The 21,632-nt window shown below is 39.4% G+C and carries 13 protein-coding genes; 3 read left to right on the plus strand and 10 right to left on the minus strand.

What is annotated here, in order from left to right; all coding sequences use genetic code 11:
* Positions 1-138: 138 nt before the first annotated feature.
* Positions 139-558: a hypothetical protein gene (locus A9970_RS27415; protein WP_182984400.1), complete on the plus strand. Its 420-nt coding sequence runs from the start codon at positions 139-141 to the stop codon at positions 556-558.
* Positions 559-674: 116 nt separating this feature from the next.
* On the opposite strand, the gene rnr is transcribed toward A9970_RS27415, so the two are convergent.
* The 3 genes from rnr to fsa all read right to left on the minus strand — a co-directional run bounded on the left by rnr (position 675) and on the right by fsa (position 4,425).
* Positions 675-2,807 carry a ribonuclease R gene (rnr, locus tag A9970_RS27420; protein ID WP_182984401.1) on the minus strand — a complete coding sequence of 711 codons (2,133 nt, stop codon included), beginning with the start codon at positions 2,805-2,807 and terminating at the stop codon, positions 675-677.
* A gap of 261 nt (positions 2,808-3,068) precedes the next feature.
* Positions 3,069-3,497, minus strand: coding sequence for a Fur family transcriptional regulator (locus tag A9970_RS27425; protein ID WP_159731159.1), 429 nt, complete (start codon positions 3,495-3,497; stop codon positions 3,069-3,071).
* Positions 3,498-3,765: 268 nt separating this feature from the next.
* Complete coding sequence (gene fsa, locus A9970_RS27430) at positions 3,766-4,425, minus strand: fructose-6-phosphate aldolase (protein ID WP_075994110.1); 660 nt, start codon at positions 4,423-4,425, stop codon at positions 3,766-3,768.
* Positions 4,426-4,606: 181 nt separating this feature from the next.
* Here fsa and A9970_RS27435 point away from each other — a divergent pair, with 181 nt between their 5' ends.
* A complete protein-coding gene (locus A9970_RS27435) occupies positions 4,607-5,827 on the plus strand; it encodes an MFS transporter (protein WP_153846791.1) in 1,221 nt (406 codons plus the stop codon).
* On the opposite strand, the gene A9970_RS27440 is transcribed toward A9970_RS27435, so the two are convergent.
* The 7 genes from A9970_RS27440 to A9970_RS27470 all read right to left on the minus strand — a co-directional run bounded on the left by A9970_RS27440 (position 5,813) and on the right by A9970_RS27470 (position 19,461).
* Entirely contained in the window at positions 5,813-6,364 is a 552-nt protein-coding gene (locus A9970_RS27440) for a retropepsin-like aspartic protease (protein ID WP_235032969.1), read from the minus strand. The genes A9970_RS27435 and A9970_RS27440 overlap by 15 nt on opposite strands.
* An 18-nt stretch (positions 6,365-6,382) precedes the next feature.
* The gene (locus A9970_RS27445) at positions 6,383-7,321 is read right to left on the minus strand and encodes a malate dehydrogenase (protein ID WP_182984402.1); all 939 of its coding nucleotides are present in this window, start codon (positions 7,319-7,321) and stop codon (positions 6,383-6,385) included.
* 375 nt (positions 7,322-7,696) lie between these two features.
* Entirely contained in the window at positions 7,697-10,021 is a 2,325-nt protein-coding gene (locus A9970_RS27450; protein WP_259655499.1) for a BamA/TamA family outer membrane protein, read from the minus strand.
* Positions 9,993-15,278, minus strand: coding sequence for a translocation/assembly module TamB (locus A9970_RS27455; RefSeq protein ID WP_182984404.1), 5,286 nt, complete (start codon positions 15,276-15,278; stop codon positions 9,993-9,995). The genes A9970_RS27450 and A9970_RS27455 overlap by 29 nt, the downstream gene beginning before the upstream one ends.
* 379 nt (positions 15,279-15,657) lie before the next feature.
* Positions 15,658-16,032 carry a DoxX family protein gene (locus tag A9970_RS27460; protein ID WP_075994106.1) on the minus strand — a complete coding sequence of 125 codons (375 nt, stop codon included), beginning with the start codon at positions 16,030-16,032 and terminating at the stop codon, positions 15,658-15,660.
* A 20-nt stretch (positions 16,033-16,052) separates the two neighbouring features.
* Positions 16,053-16,394 (minus strand): DUF4342 domain-containing protein, encoded by a 342-nt coding sequence (locus A9970_RS27465; protein WP_240199716.1) that lies wholly within the window; start codon positions 16,392-16,394, stop codon positions 16,053-16,055.
* 430 nt (positions 16,395-16,824) lie between these two features.
* Positions 16,825-19,461: a valine--tRNA ligase gene (locus tag A9970_RS27470; RefSeq protein WP_182984405.1), complete on the minus strand. Its 2,637-nt coding sequence runs from the start codon at positions 19,459-19,461 to the stop codon at positions 16,825-16,827.
* Between the two features lie 503 nt (positions 19,462-19,964).
* Here A9970_RS27470 and A9970_RS27475 point away from each other — a divergent pair.
* Positions 19,965-21,629, plus strand: a complete 1,665-nt coding sequence (locus A9970_RS27475) for an LTA synthase family protein (RefSeq protein WP_227550232.1) — start codon at positions 19,965-19,967, stop codon at positions 21,627-21,629.
* Positions 21,630-21,632: the final 3 nt, after the last annotated feature.

Below are 21,632 nucleotides of genomic sequence, written 5' to 3' on the forward strand. Positions count from 1 at the left end.
ATTGGTATTCTCTCGAAAATATTCTTCTACTGGTTTTCAGGTATATTGCACCTCCTGCATGTTTTTGCGTTCTGTTTGGCAAAGTGTTTGATAAAAACGTGTAAATATTTAGTAGAAACAAATTAATGTATTCAAGTTATGAAAATCAAAATGAGATTAATGTATGCAGTGGTATTGGCCTTGGTAACCTTCGCTTTTGTTGGATGCTCAAAGGATAAAGATGAACCTATTCAAACAGGTGGAAGCATCGATGCAGCTGTTGGTACTTACAAAGGTAGTTTAGATCTATCGAATACAAGCGGACCGATGTTTGATAAAACCTTGACGGTTACAAAAATTTCTGACAATACTTTGAAAGTTGAGATTGGAGACAAAGCGCTAAAAATACCTGCAAAAGAGTTTAAGGTTATCAATAATATGAACATTGCAATTCAAACGGCTGGTGTTTCTCCAGAAGGATCATTTTTATTTGATGTGGAAAAAAAGACACTTCTTTGCCAAGGAAAGAAAACTACTGAAAATGAGGTCTTTTTCACTTTCGAAGGAACGAAACAATAAGTTTATCCTTTCTTGTTCAAAAGAAAAAGCGGTATTGACTTTAATCAATACCGCTTTTTTTGTCATATATCCAATTGGATGAGCTTAATACGCTGCCAATTATTGCAGATTTATTTTTAAGACAACAACGTAAAATCAATCTGCCGTTTATCAAGATCCACTTTCTTTACGCGGATTTGAACCTCATCACCCAACTGGAATTTCTTTTTCTTCCGTTGACCAATGATGGCATAGTTCTTCTCGTCAAGCACGTAAAAGTCATCGGTGATATCCCGCAGCCTGACCATACCCTCGCATTTGTTTTCCTCAATCTCCACATACATACCCCATTCGGTAACACCAGAGACAATACCCGTATATTCCGTGCCAATCTGATCCTGCAAATATTCGGCCTGTTTGTACTTAATCGATGCGCGTTCTGCTTCAGCCGCTTTTTTCTCCATTTGGGAAGAATGTTCGGCCATCTTCTCATAATGCTCCGCATTGATTTTGGCGCCGCCCTCCAGATAGAATTGTAAAAGACGGTGTACCATCACATCGGGATAACGACGGATAGGGGAGGTAAAATGGGTGTAATAATCGAATGCGAGTCCATAGTGACTTGTCTTCTTTGTTGTATAGATCGCTTTAGCCATCGAACGTACCGCAAGTGAAGTCAGCATATTTTGCTCTTTGCTACCTTCTATCTTTGTCATCAGCGCATTTAAAGATTTAGCTGTTTCCTTATCTGTTTTGATGGTCAATTTATGGCCAAACCGTGCTGCAAATTGAGAGAAAGTTGTCAGCGTCTCCGGATTAGGTACATCGTGGAACCGATATACAAAAGTAAGCTTGTTTTTTCCCCGCCCTTGTTTACCAATAAACTCGGCAACCTTCCGGTTGGCCAATAACATAAAATCTTCAATCAGCTTGTGCGCATCCTTACGGACTTTGGTATATACCCCTGTAGGTTTGCCATTTTCATCCAAGGTGAATTTTACCTCTTCACTTTCAAATGCAATTGCACCATTTTTGAACTTACGTTCGCGCAGAATATAAGCCAGTTCATTTAATTTCAGGATCTCTTCACTGAAATCACCCGATTTCGTTTCGATCACCTCCTGTGCTTCTTCATAACTGAAACGTCGGTCCGAATGGATAATTGTACGGCCGAACCATTGATCATGTACATTGGCTTTTTCGTCCAATTCAAAAACAGCTGAAAAGCATAACTTATCTTCATGTGGACGTAAGGAACAAACGCCATTAGAAAGACGCTCCGGAAGCATCGGGATAACACGGTCCACCAAATAGACCGATGTACCACGGTTAAATGCTTCTTTGTCCAATTCTGTATCGGGTATCACAAAATGCGAAACATCCGCAATATGAACACCGATTTCATAATTGCCATTCTCTAATTTTTGAAAAGAGATGGCATCATCGAAATCTTTTGCATCCGCTGGGTCAATGGTAAAGGTCGTAACGTTTCTAAAATCACGTCGCTTTGCAATTTCTTCCTCGCTTATTTTTTCCGAAATCTGATTGGCTTCATCCTCTACTTTTTTGGGAAACTCCAATGGGAAACCATAGTCGGCCAAAATAGCGTTCATCTCGGTGTTGTTTTCCCCTTTGGTGCCCAAAACATGTTTTACCGTTCCGACAGGATTTTTGCTTCCACTTGGCCAGTCGATAATCGAAACGACCACTTTTTCTTTGTCCTTGGCTCCATTCAGATTGTCCAAGGGAATAAAAATGTCGTGTAGCATCTTGCGGTCATCCGCAATAAAAAAAGCAAAATTGTTGGAGATGCTGATCGTTCCCGTGAAATCAGTCTTGGCCCTTTGCAGGATTTCAACGACTTCACCCTCTTTCTTACGGCCACCTTTTCTTTTTTCGAAGGTATGGACCTTGACAATATCGCCATGGAGTGCCTGTCTAAGTTTCCGCGGAGCGATATAAATATCGTTTTCAAATTCATCATCAGGAATCACATAGGCGGAGCCATCGGCAGTCATATCTACCTTTCCTGTGACATAAACTTTAAGTTGCTTCAGATTAAATTTGCCTCGTTCGATCTCAATAAAAAGTCCATTTCTTACATTATCATGTAAAATATCGGCTATAGCGACTTTCGAGTCGTTATCGGTAAGGTTCAATTTTGACGAAACTTGTTTATAGTTGAGCGGCTTATTACCCGATTTTTCGAAGATATCGATGATCAGTTGCGTTAAGACCTCCTTATATGGATTCTCTTTTCTTGTTTTCATCCAATTATTATTTATTATTTATTCATTTGCATCGATTTGCGGCGGTTTTCCTATTTCAGCGAACTGGCTGTGATAGCGAATTTGCAAATTCAGCCTATTACAACAGATCATGAGCAAGCCGTACATCAAGATCGATGCTCAATACAATGTACGAAAAAAACAGCATTTGACACGACAATAACAAGCTAAACGGAGCATCTTCCGATAGCCAATGTATAGACAGTTCAGCCGAAAAATAGTTTTGGATTCGTACAGCCTGATTTACTTTTTGCAATGATTGCACACACCAAGTGCATTTACGGCTATCGCTTCGAGACTAAAGCCTTCTGGGATTGATACTTTTGGTAAGGTCATATCTTCCAGACAGTATACAGAATTGCATACCCGGCAAATAAAATGCACGTGTTGGTCATGATGATCATGCTCTGAGCAGTTTGTCGAACACATGGCGTAAGTAGCTGTACCATGGAGATCAAAGATTTTATGGATAATCCCTTTCTCTTCAAAGCTGGCCAATACCCGGTATAATGTGACACGGTCAATATCCTTGCCCAGTAATTTCTCCAGTTCCGGCTGTGAAATTGCGGACTCTTTCCTCGAAATAATTTCAAGTACCTTCAACCGGGGTTGGGTAACTTTTAAACTATTTCGTTTGAGAATTTCTGGATATACAGTGTTGGAATCTTCCATGGATTTCTTCGTTAAGCCTTAGATCAAATACAAACTAAGAGAAATTTACTTTTATTTGCAAGTTTAAAAACTATCCGGCGAATTTATTCATCGTATTTTTTCCCCTTTGCATAGACCATTAACGAACATAAATGGACCATTTTCTTTCTCAGAGATGCTTTTGACAGTACAAAAATACGGAATCTATTAAAAATAAGAAAACCGATAAGTTTAAGATTAGTGTCATCTTACTTATCGGTTTTCGTTACTATATGGAAATATAGGAATCTTATTTGCCTGCAGCTTTAGCATGATCAGCTAAGAATGTCGCTAGACCGCTGTCTGTCAATGGGTGTTTCAATAAGGCTAAGATCGCTGATAAAGGACCAGTCATAACATCAGCACCGATTTTAGCACATCCTAATATGTGTGCGCTGTGACGTACAGAAGCTGCTAAAATTTGTGTAGGATAGTTGTAGTTATCATAGATTAAACGAATATCTTCGATCAACGCTAATCCATCTGTAGAAATATCATCCAAACGACCGATAAAAGGAGATACATAGGTTGCCCCAGCTTTAGCAGCCAATAGTGCTTGTCCAGCTGTAAATACCAATGTACAATTTGTTTTAATACCTTTTTTGCTGAAATATTTAATTGCTTTTACGCCATCCTTGATCATAGGGACTTTGACAACTATCTTGCTGTCAAGAGCTGCTAACGCTTCTCCTTCTTTGATCATTTCTTCATAATTTGTAGAAATAACTTCAGCACTGACATCGCCATCAACGATTGCACAGATCGCTTTATAATGGTTGATTACGTTTTCATCACCGCTAATACCTTCTTTAGCCATTAAACTTGGATTGGTTGTTACCCCGTCTAATACGCCTAAGTCTTGGGCTTCTTTGATTTGCTCTAGGTTCGCTGTGTCAATAAAAAATTTCATTGTATATGTTATTGAATGATAATTATTTGATTATTCTAATGTTCAAAATAATGATGCAAAGTTATTGATTATATTCCAGTATTGAAGCATTGATTTTCACCTATTGTATCTTTATTTTAGCAAAAAAGAATCTCTTCTCCTAATTTTTTGTTATACTTTTAATATAGTATTATCTTTACGTATGCAGGTTTTTCGTTCGCTCCATTATAGAAATTTCCGGTTACATGTTATAGGTCAAGCAATTTCCCTTATGGGAACTTGGATGCAGCGGATAGCCATCAGTTGGTTAGTCTATGAATTGACCGGATCTGTGTTTTGGCTTGGTTTTGTGCAGTTTATCTCCCTATTGCCTTCTTTGGTCCTGTCTCCATTTATCGGCAGTTTTGTCGATAAGCATAAAAAGTATAAATTGGTTCTGATAACCCAAATTGGTCTGATGATACAGGCTGGGATCTTGACCTTGGTCGTTTATCTGAAATGGGAGAGTGTCTTATGGCTTTCCATCTTAGGTCTTATACAGGGAGTCATTAATTCCTTCGATGTTTTGGGGCGTCAGTCGCTGATGATGTATTTGGTTGGGGACCGTAAAGATCTGCCAAATGCCATAGCGCTGAATTCAACAATTTTCAATGGCGCCCGAATGTTGGGGCCTGCAATAGGAGGTATTTTACTGAGTACATACGGTGAACTCGTCTGTTTTGCCCTGAACTTTATCAGTTTTGTTCCGGTCATTATTACATTATTGATGATGCAGGTTGACGAAACACATGTTCAACTGAGCAAGGGAAGCAATTGGGAAGGCTTGGTCGAAGGCTTTCGTTACCTTAAACGTTCACCGCATATCTCCTCACTGATTATTATCATGACATTCTCCAGCTTGATTGTTATTCCTTATACCTCGTTGCTGCCAGCCATAGCAAAAGAAATGTTTCATGGTGATGAACGTACGTTCTCCTGGTTTGAAAGTGCGGCCGGCCTGGGTGCCATGATTGGTGCATTTAATATGGCCCGTTTAAAATCGGGTACCAATTTGCGCTATCAGGTGATGGGGGCTGCTGCGCTTATGGGAGTTGCATTATTGTTTTTGGCGCATTCGAGTATGCTGCAGATGGCACTCGTCTATGTGATGTTGGTATCCTTTGCCATGATGATGCAAAACTCAAGTATCAATACGTATATTCAAACGCATGCCATACCGATCTATCGTGCCCGGGCAATCTCGTATTACGTGATGGCTTTTCAGGGGATATTTCCCATTGGTACATTGATGATAGGTTCCTTAGCCAGTTATTGTGGGCTTCGAACGACATTATACGTCATGGGTGGATTGGGTATATTGATCGCAATAGTGTACTATGGCTATCTCCGGCTCCATATCCACAAACGCCTATTTAAGTTTTAATTTCCGGGTTCTTAATTTTAAGGTGCGCTTTGCATAATCAATGACAGCGCCATAGTCTGCAAAAATATCTCCGCCCAATACGCCGATCACTGGTTCTAGATCCATCTGCTGATAGGCATAGTTGATCGAGCTTAAATCCAATACCGCAGTATTTAAGTTTTTTATCTGCCATTCACCAATTGTCAGACTCGGAATTTTTATATTGAAACTCTCCATTGAATTGGTGCCAAGTCCTGTTGATAATGTTTCTGAAGGCTCAAGCTGCAATTGGTCCTCCAAAAGATGCCCCAATTGTGTTTTATCAAATACAGTTTTAGATGCGCCAGTATCAACTACCATCTTGAACGAACGATTATATATTTCTACATCGACTAAAATGTGTGTGCCCTGGCCTTGTAAATCCAATAATTGAAATGGTACTGTTGTCATATAGCCAAACATACCCAAAAATTCCCTTAAAAAAGAAATTTTAAAACCCGCAGTGTGTGTTGAACGTTCATAAAAAAAGCTGTTATTGATAGAATAACAGCTTTTCATCTTTTTATCGTTTATGAGCTAAAGCGCTTTTATTTCTTTCAGTACATTATTCATTGTACGTACTGCTTCTGCACTTTTATTGAATTTTTCTTTGTCCTCTTCATCGAGTTGAATGGGGACGATGCGATCCCATCCTTTTTTATTGATGATAACCGGTACTCCAAGATTAATATCTTCTTGGCCAAATTCACCTTCCAAATAGACGGATGCTGTAAATAATTTTCCTTGATCACGTACGATACTTTCGACGACAGCAGCTGTTGCGGCACCCGGAGCATACCAGGCTGAGGTACCAATTAGGCTGGTCAATGTTGCTCCACCAACCATAGTTTTGTGTACAATTTCGTCTTGCTCTTCCGGGGTAAGGAAATCAGTGACTGGAATACTGTTCCACGTGGAGTGCTTGATGAGTGGAATCATCGTTGTATCTCCATGACCGCCAATGACAATGGCATTGAGATCGGCCGCAGAAGCATTCAGTTTTTCACTCAGTTGATATTTGAATCGGGCTGAATCCAATGTGCCTCCCATTCCAATAATTCTATTCTTAGGTAATCCACTTGATTTAAGTGCTAGATAGGTCATAGTATCCATGGGATTAGATACAATGACAATGATAATATCCGGAGAGTGTTTTACTAAGTTTTCGACAACGGACTTGACAATATTGGCATTTGTCCCAATCAATTCTTCGCGTGTCATTCCAGGTTTACGTGGAATTCCCGATGTAATGACGGCAACAGTAGAACCTGCAGTTGAAAGATAGTCATTGGTTACCCCCTTGATTTTTGATTCAAAACCCAATAAGGCGGCGGTTTGTGCCATATCTTGCGCTTTGCCTTCTGCAAAACCTTCTTTAATATCCAATAGTACAATCTCCTCGGCGACATTTCGACGGATTAAATTGTCCGCTGTAGTTGCTCCTACAGCTCCAGCACCAACAATAGTTACTTTCATATGTAAATTATTTGTTTATTCATGAGCTAATTTTTCCGCTTAAATATGCATGCCGCCTTCGGCGGTCTTTATGCCACATCGGATATCCGGTCCATCTTCACGAATGCTTGTACTTTTTTTAAATGGATATTTCATGAGCATTTATGTGGATTACTAAATAATTCTTGAATTTAATCAATTATTGTCAGTAAATCAATGTATTTAGCGGGAATAACTTGTTTTTTGACATAAGAAATAGAACGAGAATTGGTTTGTGGTAACAACGCATGATAACGCCGTCGAAAGTCAATGACTTTTATAAAATAGCAAAAAAAATAACAGGCCTGAAATTCGTTCAAGCCTGTTATTTCTATCGTGTAAATCAAATTTGAAATCCTAGAACGGATAGCCGATGGCTAAGTTGAACATCAAATTATCCTTTCTCCATTTTGAACTTCCAAAGTCGATATCCTTAAAGACCCAACGTTCTCCTTTTGGAAGATAGGGGATGCGGAAAGGTATTGACATATCTGTACGAATGATCAAAAACGTAAAGTCGAAGCGTAATCCAGCTCCACCGCCGACCGCTAATTCATTTAAAAAGTTCTTGCTGAACTTACCGCCCGGCTTGTTGACATCATCCCGTTGCAACCACACATTCCCGGCATCAATGAATGCTGCCCAATGAACAAAGCCTGCTAATTTAGCTCTGTATTCTGTGTTAAGTTCCAATTTGATATCACCGGTCTGATCGGCATAGAAGAGGCCGTTGCTTAATTTTTCAGGTGCTACTATTCCTGGTCCAATTGCACGAGCACCAAATGCCCGGATACTGTTAGGCCCGCCTACATAATATTGTTTTAAATAGGGAAGTGACCGAGAGTTACCATAGGAATAACTTAACCCTAAACTGACCCGTGAGGCAAGCTGCGAATTCTCCGACAATTTGAGATAGTGTCTGCCATCGCCACTGATCTTGATGTATTGGGAGAAGTAAGCATCGAACAATTTGAACGTTTTCCCTTTATTGAAATCTGCTCCTTTTATCAAACCGAGTATGTTTCCCGAGAGGTCCAGATTGCCTTTAAAATAAAATGTATTTTTCAAATGCTGCTTCATCGTGTTTTGAAACGTGAAGTTATAATTTGGGCCAATCGTAAATTGTGGATCTATTGCATGCCTTAACGCCGGAATAGTATCCATTTGTTTTTGGTAGTTTTCAGAAATACCTTTAGGCTGAACATAGGTAATCTCCATTAAAGCAAGATCGTGCTGCTTCTCCTCAGACTCCTGCCAGATATAACCGTAATCCAATGCGATGGAATTTAAGGTATATGCTTTGCGGCGATTTAAAAATTCATAGCGGCCTTTGACATAAGTCTTCGGGATAAAACGTCGCGTAGGAGAAATCCTTCCAAAAGGGGACAATATCCGCGGAAAGGTCAGTGTAGCCTCCATCCCGTAACGGTAATAACTCGAATTGAGGTCAGCCGATCCACCGGTCTGGGTTTCATAACCACCGAATACATTAAAACTTAACTGCTCTGCGCCTTTAAATGCGTTGCGTAGAGTCCAGTTGACATTAACTTCTGTACCATTGTATACCGAAGCCATTTTTCCCAAAAGTTCCACGCGGAGTGATTTTTTTGGCAATGGGGTTAAGTAGTAGTAGACGTCTAGTGCATTGGGAACTTCTTTGCTGTCAACAAAGTTGTTTTTGACAAATTTCCAGCTATTGAGATTCACCAGATGGCTGATGGTTTGGTTGTGGGCATTACGGTTGTAGACGTCGCCGGGGTGGAAGAAGATATGATTCGCGATAACAGGCTTTCTATAAAGATGCTGGCGATCTATAAAATAGTAGCTGCTATCATATAGTTCCGCGTTACGGGTGGATCGCTGATAGCCAGAGCTTGTTTCCGTGTAGTTCGGGTAAACGTAGATTTTATTGATCTTTGACGGTACCCTCGCCTGTGCCGGTGTTTCCTTCTTTACAGTAACATACATGTCGACCTTGTTGTTCCGGTGTGAACTGTCTACCTGAACCAGGATGTAATCAGGGCTAAAATAATAATACCCTTTATTTTTGAGGTCATTGTCGATGCGGTCACGCTCATTTAGGATAACATCAAGGCTATAATTTTTGCCCACCTGTAAGAGACTTTTATCGGAGCTCGAACGAATATCTTTACCCAGCTGCGTTGTGCTGTCAATATCAAATTGAACAGATCTTATTCGGTAGATAAAATTTGGCTTGGCCGTATAATTAACTGTTGCTTTTTTGTTTTCAACTAAAGTGTCAGATTTTACTTCAGCATTAAAGAAACCAAAATTCTCCAGACGGTTGCGCAGTAGATTCTCATTGTACTCGCGATTGACATCGCTCAACAATACCGGTTTCTCACCAATTTTCTTGAAAAATTTTTTAATGATATTATTCCCTACAGAATCGCCGGCCATATTGTTGAAGTACAACTTGAATGGTACGCCAGCTAGACGTTTATTGGGTTTGGGCATCAATGCCGCTTCTAAATGGGTCGCAATCTTTTCCTTGTTTTCCTTGGAGATGGTGTCCGAATCGACTATCACGTTGCCTTTAACATATAAGCTTTCCCCTTCTTTCAGATTCTTGGTTGAAGAACAGGATGCTATAAATGCAGCGAATGAAACTATTCCAACAATATACTTTAGTTTAGCTTGCATGATAACTCCTTTCCTCATCTTCATTTTTTATAGCTGTCGTTCTGATGGTATCTATATTTGATTTTGGACTATCGCTTTTCGGCGTGTTTTTACTGGAGTCCAACTGTTGTTTACGTTTCTCTTGTTCTCTTTCCTCTATACGTTTTCTGTACTCAGGGCTATGGGTCATCAAACTATCTCTGATGACTGTGCGTACGCTATCACGATACACTGAATCGGTTTCCATACGTTCCACATCAAAACGTTTTCTGAAACCTTTGCTATTCGTGTCATAGTACGCTTTGAGTTTTTTCGAACTCATCCAGATTTCCCGGAACCTGTTGTAATCCATATTGATGATAAATCCGATACCTGTTTCTACATATTGGCCTTGGAGCGTAACCTGATATTGATTTTTACGATATACCCGTGCAAAATAGCGACCATCTTGCGAAAGTTGATAATCCAATTGGATATCCCCAGCAATATTGTTGGCGGTTTCTCCCGGACGTGTATTTCCTTCAACTTCAAAATTAGAACCAACGGTAATTTTTAGACGATCATTTAAAAGCATTTTAGATACACCGATATTCAGATCTGTTCGGGTTTGGCCCGCTCCAGTAGCATAATCTTCCTCCGAAGTTAAGTTGAAATCCAGTTCTACTCCGGTGATAAGCTCGGAGGCAAGGCGGTTCAATTGACCGCTCAGGAATGAACTGATGCTATTTCTGACAATGGCTTCTGTTCCGCCGCCACCGGATAAACTTTCAAATGGATTGGTCGACATAAAGCGTCCTAAAACGATGAGTGAAAAGACCTGTTTGTTCAGTTCAGATGGATTTTCACGCAAGGTGGTCAATGCGTTATTTACTTTGCTGATCACATCTTGGGAAACAACTGAGTTGTTTTCGTCCAAGTCGATATCAAAATTAAGTTGCGGTTGGAACAATTTGTCTGTAATCTTCAACAAGACATTGAAAGGAATACGTTGCTTGTATAAATTAGCGTTTTCCGATCCCAGTTGCGTCGCTACAAGCTCCAGGGTTGGTGCTTTGGTTGTGTATGCTGCTGTGATATTAAGCTGCGCATCCAAGGGATCTCCGTTCCAGGTGATCGTACTTCCTTTTCGGAATGTAAAATCTTTTTTTACGGGACCAAAACTGAATGAATAGCTCCCTTTGTCTACGGTAAATGTACCTGACAAGGTAATTTTGCTGCTCGCATCAATGCCTGCATTCAGTTCCGCTTCTCCTTGGATATTCAGTGCATCCTGTGAGCCGGCATCCAAGAGAATTTTAAATTTGGCATCCTTATCCGTTTGAAGATTCAGATCTACGTCGATTCCTGTCAGACGGGTTACGGTCATCGAATCTAATTTTGCAAATACGTTGGCTCTTGTGGTATCACTCTTATCAACAAATTCGACAACACCTTTACGATCCGCCATCCCAGGATCCTCGTTTGGCATAACAAAGGTGAAATCGGTATCATCTAATACCTTGATTGTACCATCAACGATAGGCTTATCAAGATTCCCCCGAATGCGAAGGTTCGACGTAAGATACATTTTACCATAGAACATGTCGTTGTCGCTTTGTGTTGAATTGAGTACCTCAAAATTGTCTGTATTGATATTGAGATTAAAATCAAAATCAGTATACGTTTTGGTTTCTATGGATCCCGTTACCTTGGCAATATTTCCTTTCTTGTCTTCCAATGCAAATTTAGGGAAAGTAATACCCCTTTCATCCAGATGAATGGTTTCATCTTTGGCTTTGAAAAGTGCATTCAACATAGCAATATTGAATTGTGCATCTTTAAACTTAACATCGCCGTTAATGAGTGGTTTGGATGGCGATCCCGTTATTTTTAACTGACCTTCAAGATTTCCCTTCGAGTCCTTTAGATAACCCAAACTGAATGCCTGAACCGTCTGCATGGAGAGTGGCGCAATATCTAAGGTGAAATCCAGGGTTGCTTCTCCCTTTGGAGGATTTATAAAATCACCACTTAATACGACATTGTTGCCATTTTCACTGATACTAATATTCGCATTATAGGTGTTTTCCTTTTCATTGTTAACTTTTATGTTGACATTACCGACAGTATCTTGTCCAATATAGAATTTGTCGATCGTAAGATCGGATACAAATACAGGGCTACTTTCCAAACGTGATATGGTTGCCTGACCATTAATCCCGCCGCCAAGATCGACTGTTTCACTTTCAAGCATTTTACTTAATGTCTCAATGCGGAAATTTTTAAAGGCAATGTTGAGTGGCGAATTGAGCACACTGTCCTGCGATGATATACTCAGCTCTTGTCCTTTATTACTTAAGATAAAGTCATTGGCCTGAATACCTGTACTTCCAAATTTGAGCACGTTGTTTGGATTTATCGTCCACTTGTCATAGTTCAGCATAAGGCCATCCTGAAGTAGACTAAAAACAAATGCTCCATTATCAACGCGCATATTGGCGCCCAAATGATACTGCTCTTTCTCTTTCTTGTCCTTAATCCAAAGGCCAAAATCCAAATTATTTTGGATGACTTTACCGCTGAAAACTGTATTCACCAGTTCGATATTGCTCACCTTGATTTTATTGATCAAGGCCGAGTAGTAAAGTGTACTGTCCAAGGTATTAATATCCAGGGTAACGTTATTGATCTCGGTACCATTATACGTGATTTTAGGGGCATCCAACTTGGCAAGAATAGTTTTTGACTGACTATTGAACATACCGTCCAACGTAATATCAGACATTTCCGTCAGCTCCGGAAGGAAGTCCTTTATAAATTTAGTCCTGGTCAATTGGGCTGAAAACTCAATATTCTGAGGTTCATACTTAGGAACTTTAACAGCTTTTCCCGGCTGGTAGTATACCTGTAAAATGTCTTGGATGGCATTCTGCAACTCTAAAATTTTGTATTTCCCGACTAAATGGGCATTCAAAAAGTCCGATTTGAGTAGCAGCAAATTGCGGCTGGTATCGGCTTTTGCAACAAGTGAAATGCTGTCTAAAGTATAATATGCGTCGTTGTAAAGAATGGATGAATTGGTGATATGTGCCTCCCCATTTAAAAAATTTGGATCGGCTGAACTGAAATTGCCCACAAGTTTACCATGGTATTTGAGTTCATCATCCATTAATTTTAAGTTTTTAAGATTAATGGTATCTACCATAAGCTCAAAATCCACCTGTGGATATTTGGCCTTCATGTTGGCCGTTGCATTTAACTTCAATTGAATATTAGGATCGGGACTGACAACAGAAGCTTTGATATCCCCTTTGTCTGCAGTGAGATTCATATCGATATTCTGATAACGATAACCCATAGCATCCATTCGATTTACTTTGCCATCAAAATTGGCGACAAGCTTCTTCGGATCTGTTCCATGACCTTTGATTTTTCCCTCAAATGAAAGTATACCTAAGGTACTGTCCATTTTCATGATCTTACCAATGTCAAAATCACGAATACTGACAAATGCATCATAGGTTGTATCCCGGCCTATCATGCCTACTTTACCATTGAATTTGGCTGTTCCTTTCTCTGTAACCAGCGAAAGATTGGTGTTAAAGGCATTCATCCCACCGTTAAAAGTTCCGGTAAGGCCGATCGTATTGGGCAGCTCTATTCCGCTAGGAAGCATTTTTTTTGAAACCAGCTTTTCGATATCGGAACGTCCTGTAGTCAATTTCTTTAAATTAAGATCCATTGACATTTTATCAACATTGGGTAGACCCTTTAAATGCAGACTTGCAATGACACGTGTATTGGACAGAGTCTGGAAATCAATTGCCGGAATATTTAAATCATTTACCTTACCCACAACGCGACCATCAATATTAAACTTTTTGTCCATCAATGGTTTCATCACCTGCATGGTATCCAAAAAAGGAGCAAAATAGTAGATGTCGCGCATATCTACGTGGCTCTTTTTGATCGTTGCATTGACATAGATCAGCTCTGGCTTTTTGGCAATAATATCCAAAGATGGATAGGTTACTTTTAAGTAATCACGCAATAGGGTACGTGGTGTCTCTGCGTACAGGTTTTTGATCTCTGCGCCGGTATTTGTATACTTAAAATCCCCTTTCAATTGCTTGATCACAAATCCGGAATGATCAGAGGCTACAAGCTCTTTTAATGATCCACTGATCGAATCGGCGCTATAGTAAAGATCATTTAAACTGGTTTTCATTCCAGGGATCTTAATGTTGAAGTAATCAAAGCCTTTCATACGGGCCTGATTGTTGTCTCTATACGCTAAGCTTGTATTGTTGATTTGGATTTCTTTGGCTGAGACAACCCAGTTTATTTTGGTGGTATCCGCGGTGTTTTTCGCTTCTGTGTTTACTTTTTTCTGGATCTTTCCAAAGAGCACGTTATTGTCTGAACCGTCAAGATTGATCGTTTGAATATCGACAAGTTCTTTATTAAGGTCGATCTTGTTAATGTCTGCATGAAGATTTTTGATATAAAATTTTGTGTTCAGCAGGCTAGATTGATCCTCATAGCGCACTAAGATATTGGTCAGGTCAGCAATCTGTATACCGACATCTGGAAGCAAGGTGGTTACTTGTGCCGTTTTATCTGTAATACCAAAATCTTTGACCGTGGGTGCCGTGCCATCAACAACTGGTCGCCACTGTTTCACTGTGGCACTCAGACCATCTACCTTCACTTTGGGCAGATTGAAGGCCATGTTTTTTGTGAGGTCGAACTTCTTGATGTTGGTATTTAGGCTGTTCAGATAAACATCAGCACTCGTTCCAATAACATCATCGGCATAGACAATATGAAATTTATCAAATTTGACTTTATCGAGGTTAAATAGAAGGGCTGAACTGCTGTCTGCAGTCGGTTTGCTTTCTTTTTGAGAAGCGAAAGCTTTAACAATATAATCAAAGTTGAATGAACTGTCTGGCAATGTACGTCGAATTTTTGCCGTGATTCCTTCTGCTTCAATGCTCTGAATTTCAACGGTATTTTTCAGAAGTTTTAGCATGTTGATATCGACAGCTATGCTTTTTCCTGCCACTAAGGTATCCTTGCTTTGGTCAGCTAAATAGATATCCTGTAAAACCAGTTTTTTAGGGAAATCAATATTAATGTAGCCAATTTTAACAGGTGTACCAATCTTTCCCTCTACATATTGCGTTACTTTTCCGGCAATATAATTCTGAACGGAGGGTATTCTGATTAAAAATACGATTAAAATAGCCAGCGCAATTATTACTCCAATAATCCACAATATTGTTTTGAAAGCAATTCGGGTAAATCTGTTCAACGTATAATTTGATTTAAGTATCTATTAATAAAAATTAAAACGGAAAAAAGTTTGCTAAGTTTTCAGATATATAACGTATATCGCCACGATTTCAGCAAACTAAGATAAATTTGCGTGTAAATGCAAGTTTAATTTATGTGCTATACTTGCTAGCAAATATTAGACAGTTCTTCATTTCCCTTGTATAAAATCATTTTATCGTGGGAATGTTCTAAAAACACATCAAATAATTGACCAAACCATTCTAGTCGTACAAAGTTTTTTGTTTTTTAATTTTATGTTAATAAAAACATTAAATACCTATCAATTTGTCAAAGTAATAGGTATTTAATAGATGCATTATCCTGCTCGATATTCGTTTGGAGAAGAATATAAGCAATTATTCCATCAGTTTTTTATACTTGCCCCAGTTTTCGAATACCACCCATAGCCAAATAATGAAAAGTACAGCCCAAATAATTAGTCCCATTTGGCTGTAAAAAATCATGTTGTGGGTAAAAATACCAATGAGTATTGGGAAGATGACCAGTGCACCCAGTGTTCTCGTTTTTGGGAAAATAAACAATAAACCGCCCAAGAGTTCGATGATTCCAACCAGTGGCATTAGCCATTTGATCGTGGCAAAAGCCTCAAATACTTTTTTCATGTCCATATCCATTGGTGGCGTAGGCATATAATGAAAAAGTTTATCCAGCCCTGCATTGATGAATAGCAAGGCAAATAAAATACAAAGTATATTTTTAAAGATCTTCATAACGGTCGATTTTAAATTGATTATTTTACGGTTATCGTTGTAGGGGGATCAGTGCTGTTATCTTCTTTTTCTTCTTCGTCTTTGTTTGTATTTCGTTCTACGGTGATCGTACATTCTGTAAGCAATGCGGCTACAGCGCCAATTGCTGCAAAGACAGGTGCTAAGATCAAACCTATGGCACCAATGGTGACAGGAAAGCTCATGATTTCTTTGCCATGTTTGTCCGAAATGCTGATTTTGCTCACATTGCCCTCAGCAATGATTTCTTTGATCTTTTGTAAAAGGTTTTCACCGTTAATCTGAAATGTCTCTTTGAATCCCATAATGATATAATTTAAGTTCGCTCTTATAAAGTTATTCATTTTTTTACAGGAATTTATATAAAGTTATCAGCATGGTTGATCTTTGGTTATTAATAAACTGTATTGCTATTTTGGAATAGAGCAAAGCGCTTTGCTTCTTGATTCAAAAGTTTTATCGTATATCCTTGTGCTATACATGGCCTGTGCATGACGGATCAAAATTTACTTGAGCCGTCCGTTTGGCTCTTTCGTGAAAGTTCGTGCTCTTCGTGGGGTACAATTGTCAATCATATCCACTCTTAATGCGGTTTTTTATCGGATATACTTCGGATATTTAACGGTGCTTATTCGCTCATAACCGAAGAAGCACCGAACAAGCTCCGAAGAAGTACCGAAGAAGTACCGAATGAGCTCCGAATATGATCTCTCGATAAACATAAAAAAAGTCCCGTGCATTGCGCGGGACTTTTCGAGATTTATAGCGTAGCTATTAACCTAATGCTGTTAAGCTTTCCTGAAGAATTTTAATCTTCGCTTCGGCATCTGCCTTTTTACTTTTTTCGTTTTCGACAATTTCGGGTTTTGCATTTTGCACAAACCGTTCATTGGAAAGCTTTTTGTCTACAGATATAAGGAAGCCTTCTAAGTATTCCAATTCTTTGGTAATACGCTCACGCTCCGCATCCGCATCAATATTATTTTCCAAGGTAACATAACATTCGTCTTTGCCGGCAAGGAAACTTGCCGCACCAGTTATTTTTTCGGAAACAAAAGTTACACCCTCCAGGTTTGCAATCTTGGTGATGATATCAATATATTGCTCCAGGTTGATGTCCGATTGTTGATTGATTGCTAATGGTAAAGCAACTTTAGGGGAGATACCTTTAGAATTGCGAATATTCCGAACTTCCGAAATAATCTGTTGAGCGATAGCGAAATCTTTTATAAGCTGCTCATCAAAATCATTCGCTGTAGGATAAGGGGCTACGATAATACAATCTTTCTCGTCTTTTACACCGAACAGTTCGTCATGCCACAATTCTTCTGTTAGGAAAGGCATGAAAGGATGTACTAAAGTGAGTATACGTTGGAAAAAAGATTTTACTGTTTCTAAGGTTTCGCTAGAAATAGGGGAGCCATAAGCCGGTTTCACTAATTCAAGGTACCAAGCACAGAAGTCATCCCATACCAATTTGTAGGTTGTCATCAGTGCATCTGATAAACGATAGTGTTTGAAGTTTTCTTCGATATCGACCAGAGCTTGATTTAACCTTGCCTCAAACCAAGATGCCGAAATCTTATCTGAATCCGAAGCTGGAGTAGTTGTAATTTCCCAGCCTTTAACCAAGCGGAAGGCATTCCAGATCTTATTGGCAAAATTACGGCCCTGTACACAAAGTTCTACATCAAATGGAAGGTCATTACCTGCTGGAGCAGTCAATAACATTCCCATCCGCGTTGCATCTGCACCATATTCGTTCATCAAATCAATCGGATCAGGAGAGTTGCCCAGTGATTTAGACATTTTACGGCCCAGTTTGTCGCGTACAATACCTGTGAAATAAACATTTTCAAAAGGCAATTGTCCGCGGAATTCATATCCTGAAACGATCATACGTGCTACCCAAAAGAAAATGATGTCTGGGGCAGTGACTAAATCTTGCGTAGGGTAATAGTAGTTGATTTCTGCATTTTCTGGTTCGTTGATGCCATTGAAAACCGAAATTGGCCATAGCCAAGCTGAAAACCAGGTATCAAGCACATCCTCATCTTGACGTAGATCTGTCAATTGAAGCGTTGTATTACCTGATTTTTCCTGCGCTAAAACAAGGGCTTCTTCAACCGTTTGTGCAACCACAAAATCTTCGTTACCATCGCCATAGAAATACGCCGGTATTTGGTGTCCCCACCACAATTGTCTTGAGATATTCCAGTCGGTAATATTCTCCATCCAGTTGCGGTAAATATTTTTGAATTTCGTCGGATGAAATTTAATGGTATCGTCCATGACATTATCCAATGCAGGTTTTGCCAAGTCTTCCATTTTAAGGAACCACTGATTGGAAATTTTAGGCTCAATAACAGCACCTGTTCGCTCTGAAGTTCCAACATTATTGGTATAGTTTTCAACTTGCTCCAACAATCCTTTTTCTTCAAGCTCTTTCTCGATTTCCTTACGGACTTTAAAACGATCCATACCAGCGTAATGCAGGCCATTGTCGTTCAGTTTTGCTTCGTCGGTAAAGATGTCGACAAATTCCAGGTTGTGCTTTTTACCTAGTGCGTAGTCATTCACATCGTGCGCTGGAGTAACTTTAAGGCATCCTGTACCAAACTCCAAATCCACATATTCATCTTCAATGATGTTCACTTTTCTACCAACGATCGGAACAATGACTTGCTTTCCTTTTAACCAGGTGTAGCGCTCATCATTGGGATTGATACACACGGCTGTGTCACCAAAGATGGTTTCAGGGCGGGTAGTCGCCACAACAATATATTGATCTGTTCCCTCAACCTGATATTTCAGGTGGTATAATTTGCCGTTTTTCTCTTTATAAATAACCTCTTCGTCTGAGATATTTGTTTTTGCTTCAGGATCCCAGTTGACCATGCGGTAACCGCGATAAATCAATCCTTTATGATATAGATCGACGAATACGCGGATAACAGATTGATATAATTCCGGATCCATGGTAAAACGTGTGCGATCCCAGTCACAGGAAGCGCCAAGTTTTTCGAGTTGTTTTAGAATAATACCACCGTATTTTTCCTTCCATTCCCAAGCATGTTTTAAGAAATCTTCACGTGATAAAGATCGTTTGTCAATTCCTTGTTCTTTCAACATAGCGACGACCTTAGCTTCAGTTGCAATGGAGGCGTGATCGGTCCCCGGTACCCAACAAGCGTTTTTTCCCTGCATACGTGCTCGGCGAATCAAAACGTCTTGAATGGTATTATTCAGCATATGCCCCATGTGCAATACTCCCGTGACATTCGGAGGAGGCATCACAATCGTGTAAGGTTCACGTTCGTCCGGGGTGGAACGGAAAAATCCATTCGCTTTCCAATAGCTGTACCATTTTTCTTCAGCTTCTTTTGGATTGTAAGTTTTCGCTATGCTCATTTTAAATTTTTGTATTCAAACTTTTAAGGAACACAAAAGTAAGGAATTCTATGTTATTTTCCTTAGTAATCCATTGATCTTGTTCTCAAACAAAAAGAAGTTATGAATAAAGGCTAAACAATAAGTTCATTGATGATCCTCCTAAGCAGAAGAGGTGGTTATTGTAGTGAAGCAAAGCATAACGCAGGATTTATACTTTTTTAATCTTTTCTTCATATTACTAAGTAATTAGCCCGTATTTCATGTAAATTAATGTAAATTTGCCTGTTTTATTTTTACACGAAGGGATGCAACGATTTGCTAATGAGCTTAGAGCTTTAACACAGTATTTTCTGTTCTGGTTAATTATCTGTTTTATAGATAGATTGATTTTTGTTACTGCTTTTTTTGAGAAAATAGGTTTTTCCAATTTTACGGAAATTTTCAGAATTTATTACCACGGTTTGAACCTGGATTTTTCGGCTGTTTCCTATATATGTGCGCTGCCGTTTCTTGTGTATTGCATGTTAAGTTTTTTTCCAAAACTGAAACCCAAACGACTGATCCTGGATATCTATACCATTATTGTCCTGGTATTGTTCTTTGTGACAAGCTTTATCAATGTTAACATCTACCGGGAATGGGGTGACAAAATTTCTAAACGTGCCATCGATGCATTTTTTGCCTCACCTTCGGGTGCTGTAGCTTCGGCTGAGTCCACGCCGGTGTTTCTCCCCATCGTTGGGATGTTGATCGGTATATTCTGTGGTTATTTTCTGTACCGCTGGATGTTTAAAAAAGTCTCTTTTTTCAATATCAAATCTCCTGTTAGCAATTTTTTCAAACTGGCGATCGGAGTTTTTGTACTCTTCACCTTTATCCGCGGTGGTTATGGGAGAGCAACATTAAACCCTAGTAAAGCCTATTATTCCGAGGAAACATTTTATAATCATGCAGCGGTTAATACCCAATGGTCTTTTTTACGGGATTTCTTTGCCGAAAGTACCAAACTGAAAAACCCCTATAATTATTACGCGGATCAGAAGGATATTCAGGACAAGCTACGACCCGCCTTTCAAAGCCAACCTGATTCTGCTGTTGAGGTATTGTCAACGACTCGTCCGAATGTTGTTATTATCATGTTGGAAAGTTTTGTCGGCGATCTCATTCAGTCTCTTGGCGGGGAAAAGGGAATTACGCCACACATGGAAGAGTTGATTAAAGGCGGTATTTTGTTTGACCATATTTATTCTGCCGCCGATCGATCCGACAAAGGTATGGTAGCGGTGTTGAGCGGCTTTCCGGCACAAGGACCCGAGAGTATTATCAAGTATATTGACAAACATGAAAATATGCCTGCCATTGGACAGGAGTTGGATCATGCTGGTTACGAAACATCATTTTATCACGGCGGTCAGAGCGAGTTTTACAATTTTAAATCGTATATGCTGACGCATGGGATGTCTAGGGTGGTGGATAATGCCAATTTTGGATTGGATGCAGAACGTGCCTCATGGGGTGTATATGACCATGTGGTCTTTAATCAGATGATCAAGGATTTTAAAAAAGAAAAACAACCTTTCTTTTCGACGATCTTTACCTTAATTAATCACGAACCATTTGAGTTAAAACACGGCTATAAATTTGGCAATGCTACCAATGCGGATAAATTCCGAAGTACGGCAAACTATACGGATTCAGCTGTTTTTGATTTTATCAACAAAGCTAAAAAAGAAGCTTGGTATAAAAATACCCTTTTCGTAATTGTGGCTGATCATGGCCATCGCCTTCCTTCAGAAAAATGGGAGCTATTTCACCCCAATCGCTTTCATATTCCGCTGATCTTTTTCGGTGATGTGATCAAACCTGAATATCGTGGGAAAATATTCAATAGAATCGGTAACCAAACGGATTTGGCGGCAACTTTATTGACACAATTGAAGCTCCCTACAGATCGTTATCATTGGAGCCGGGATCTTTTTAATCCGACGACACCTCAAATTGCATTTTACAATTCGAAGGATGCCTTTGGTGTGATTACCCCACAACAGGCGGTTTCTTTCGATAATGTAGGACGGATTATTAATTATAGATCCAATAAAGAATATCCTGCTGGCAAAACAGACAGCTTATTGAATATCGGCAAAGCGTACTATCAAGACGTATATCGTGAATTTTTAAAATATTAGAGC

It is taken from the genome of Sphingobacterium sp. UME9 (assembly GCF_014170215.1).
GTDB classification, from domain to species: domain Bacteria; phylum Bacteroidota; class Bacteroidia; order Sphingobacteriales; family Sphingobacteriaceae; genus Sphingobacterium; species Sphingobacterium paramultivorum.

Coding starts and splice junctions, on each gene's coding strand:
- A9970_RS27465 (WP_240199716.1), bottom strand. CDS start 16,394: ATGAATAACTTTATAAGAGCGAACTTAAATTATATCATTATGGGATTC.
- A9970_RS27470 (WP_182984405.1), bottom strand. CDS start 19,461: ATGAGCATAGCGAAAACTTACAATCCAAAAGAAGCTGAAGAAAAATGG.
- A9970_RS27425 (WP_159731159.1), bottom strand. CDS start 3,497: ATGGAAGATTCCAACACTGTATATCCAGAAATTCTCAAACGAAATAGT.
- A9970_RS27450 (WP_259655499.1), bottom strand. CDS start 10,021: ATGAGGAAAGGAGTTATCATGCAAGCTAAACTAAAGTATATTGTTGGA.
- A9970_RS27415 (WP_182984400.1), top strand. CDS start 139: ATGAAAATCAAAATGAGATTAATGTATGCAGTGGTATTGGCCTTGGTA.
- A9970_RS27435 (WP_153846791.1), top strand. CDS start 4,607: ATGCAGGTTTTTCGTTCGCTCCATTATAGAAATTTCCGGTTACATGTT.
- A9970_RS27445 (WP_182984402.1), bottom strand. CDS start 7,321: ATGAAAGTAACTATTGTTGGTGCTGGAGCTGTAGGAGCAACTACAGCG.
- A9970_RS27475 (WP_227550232.1), top strand. CDS start 19,965: ATGTTAAGTTTTTTTCCAAAACTGAAACCCAAACGACTGATCCTGGAT.
- A9970_RS27440 (WP_235032969.1), bottom strand. CDS start 6,364: ATGAAAAGCTGTTATTCTATCAATAACAGCTTTTTTTATGAACGTTCA.
- fsa (WP_075994110.1), bottom strand. CDS start 4,425: ATGAAATTTTTTATTGACACAGCGAACCTAGAGCAAATCAAAGAAGCC.
- rnr (WP_182984401.1), bottom strand. CDS start 2,807: ATGAAAACAAGAAAAGAGAATCCATATAAGGAGGTCTTAACGCAACTG.
- A9970_RS27460 (WP_075994106.1), bottom strand. CDS start 16,032: ATGAAGATCTTTAAAAATATACTTTGTATTTTATTTGCCTTGCTATTC.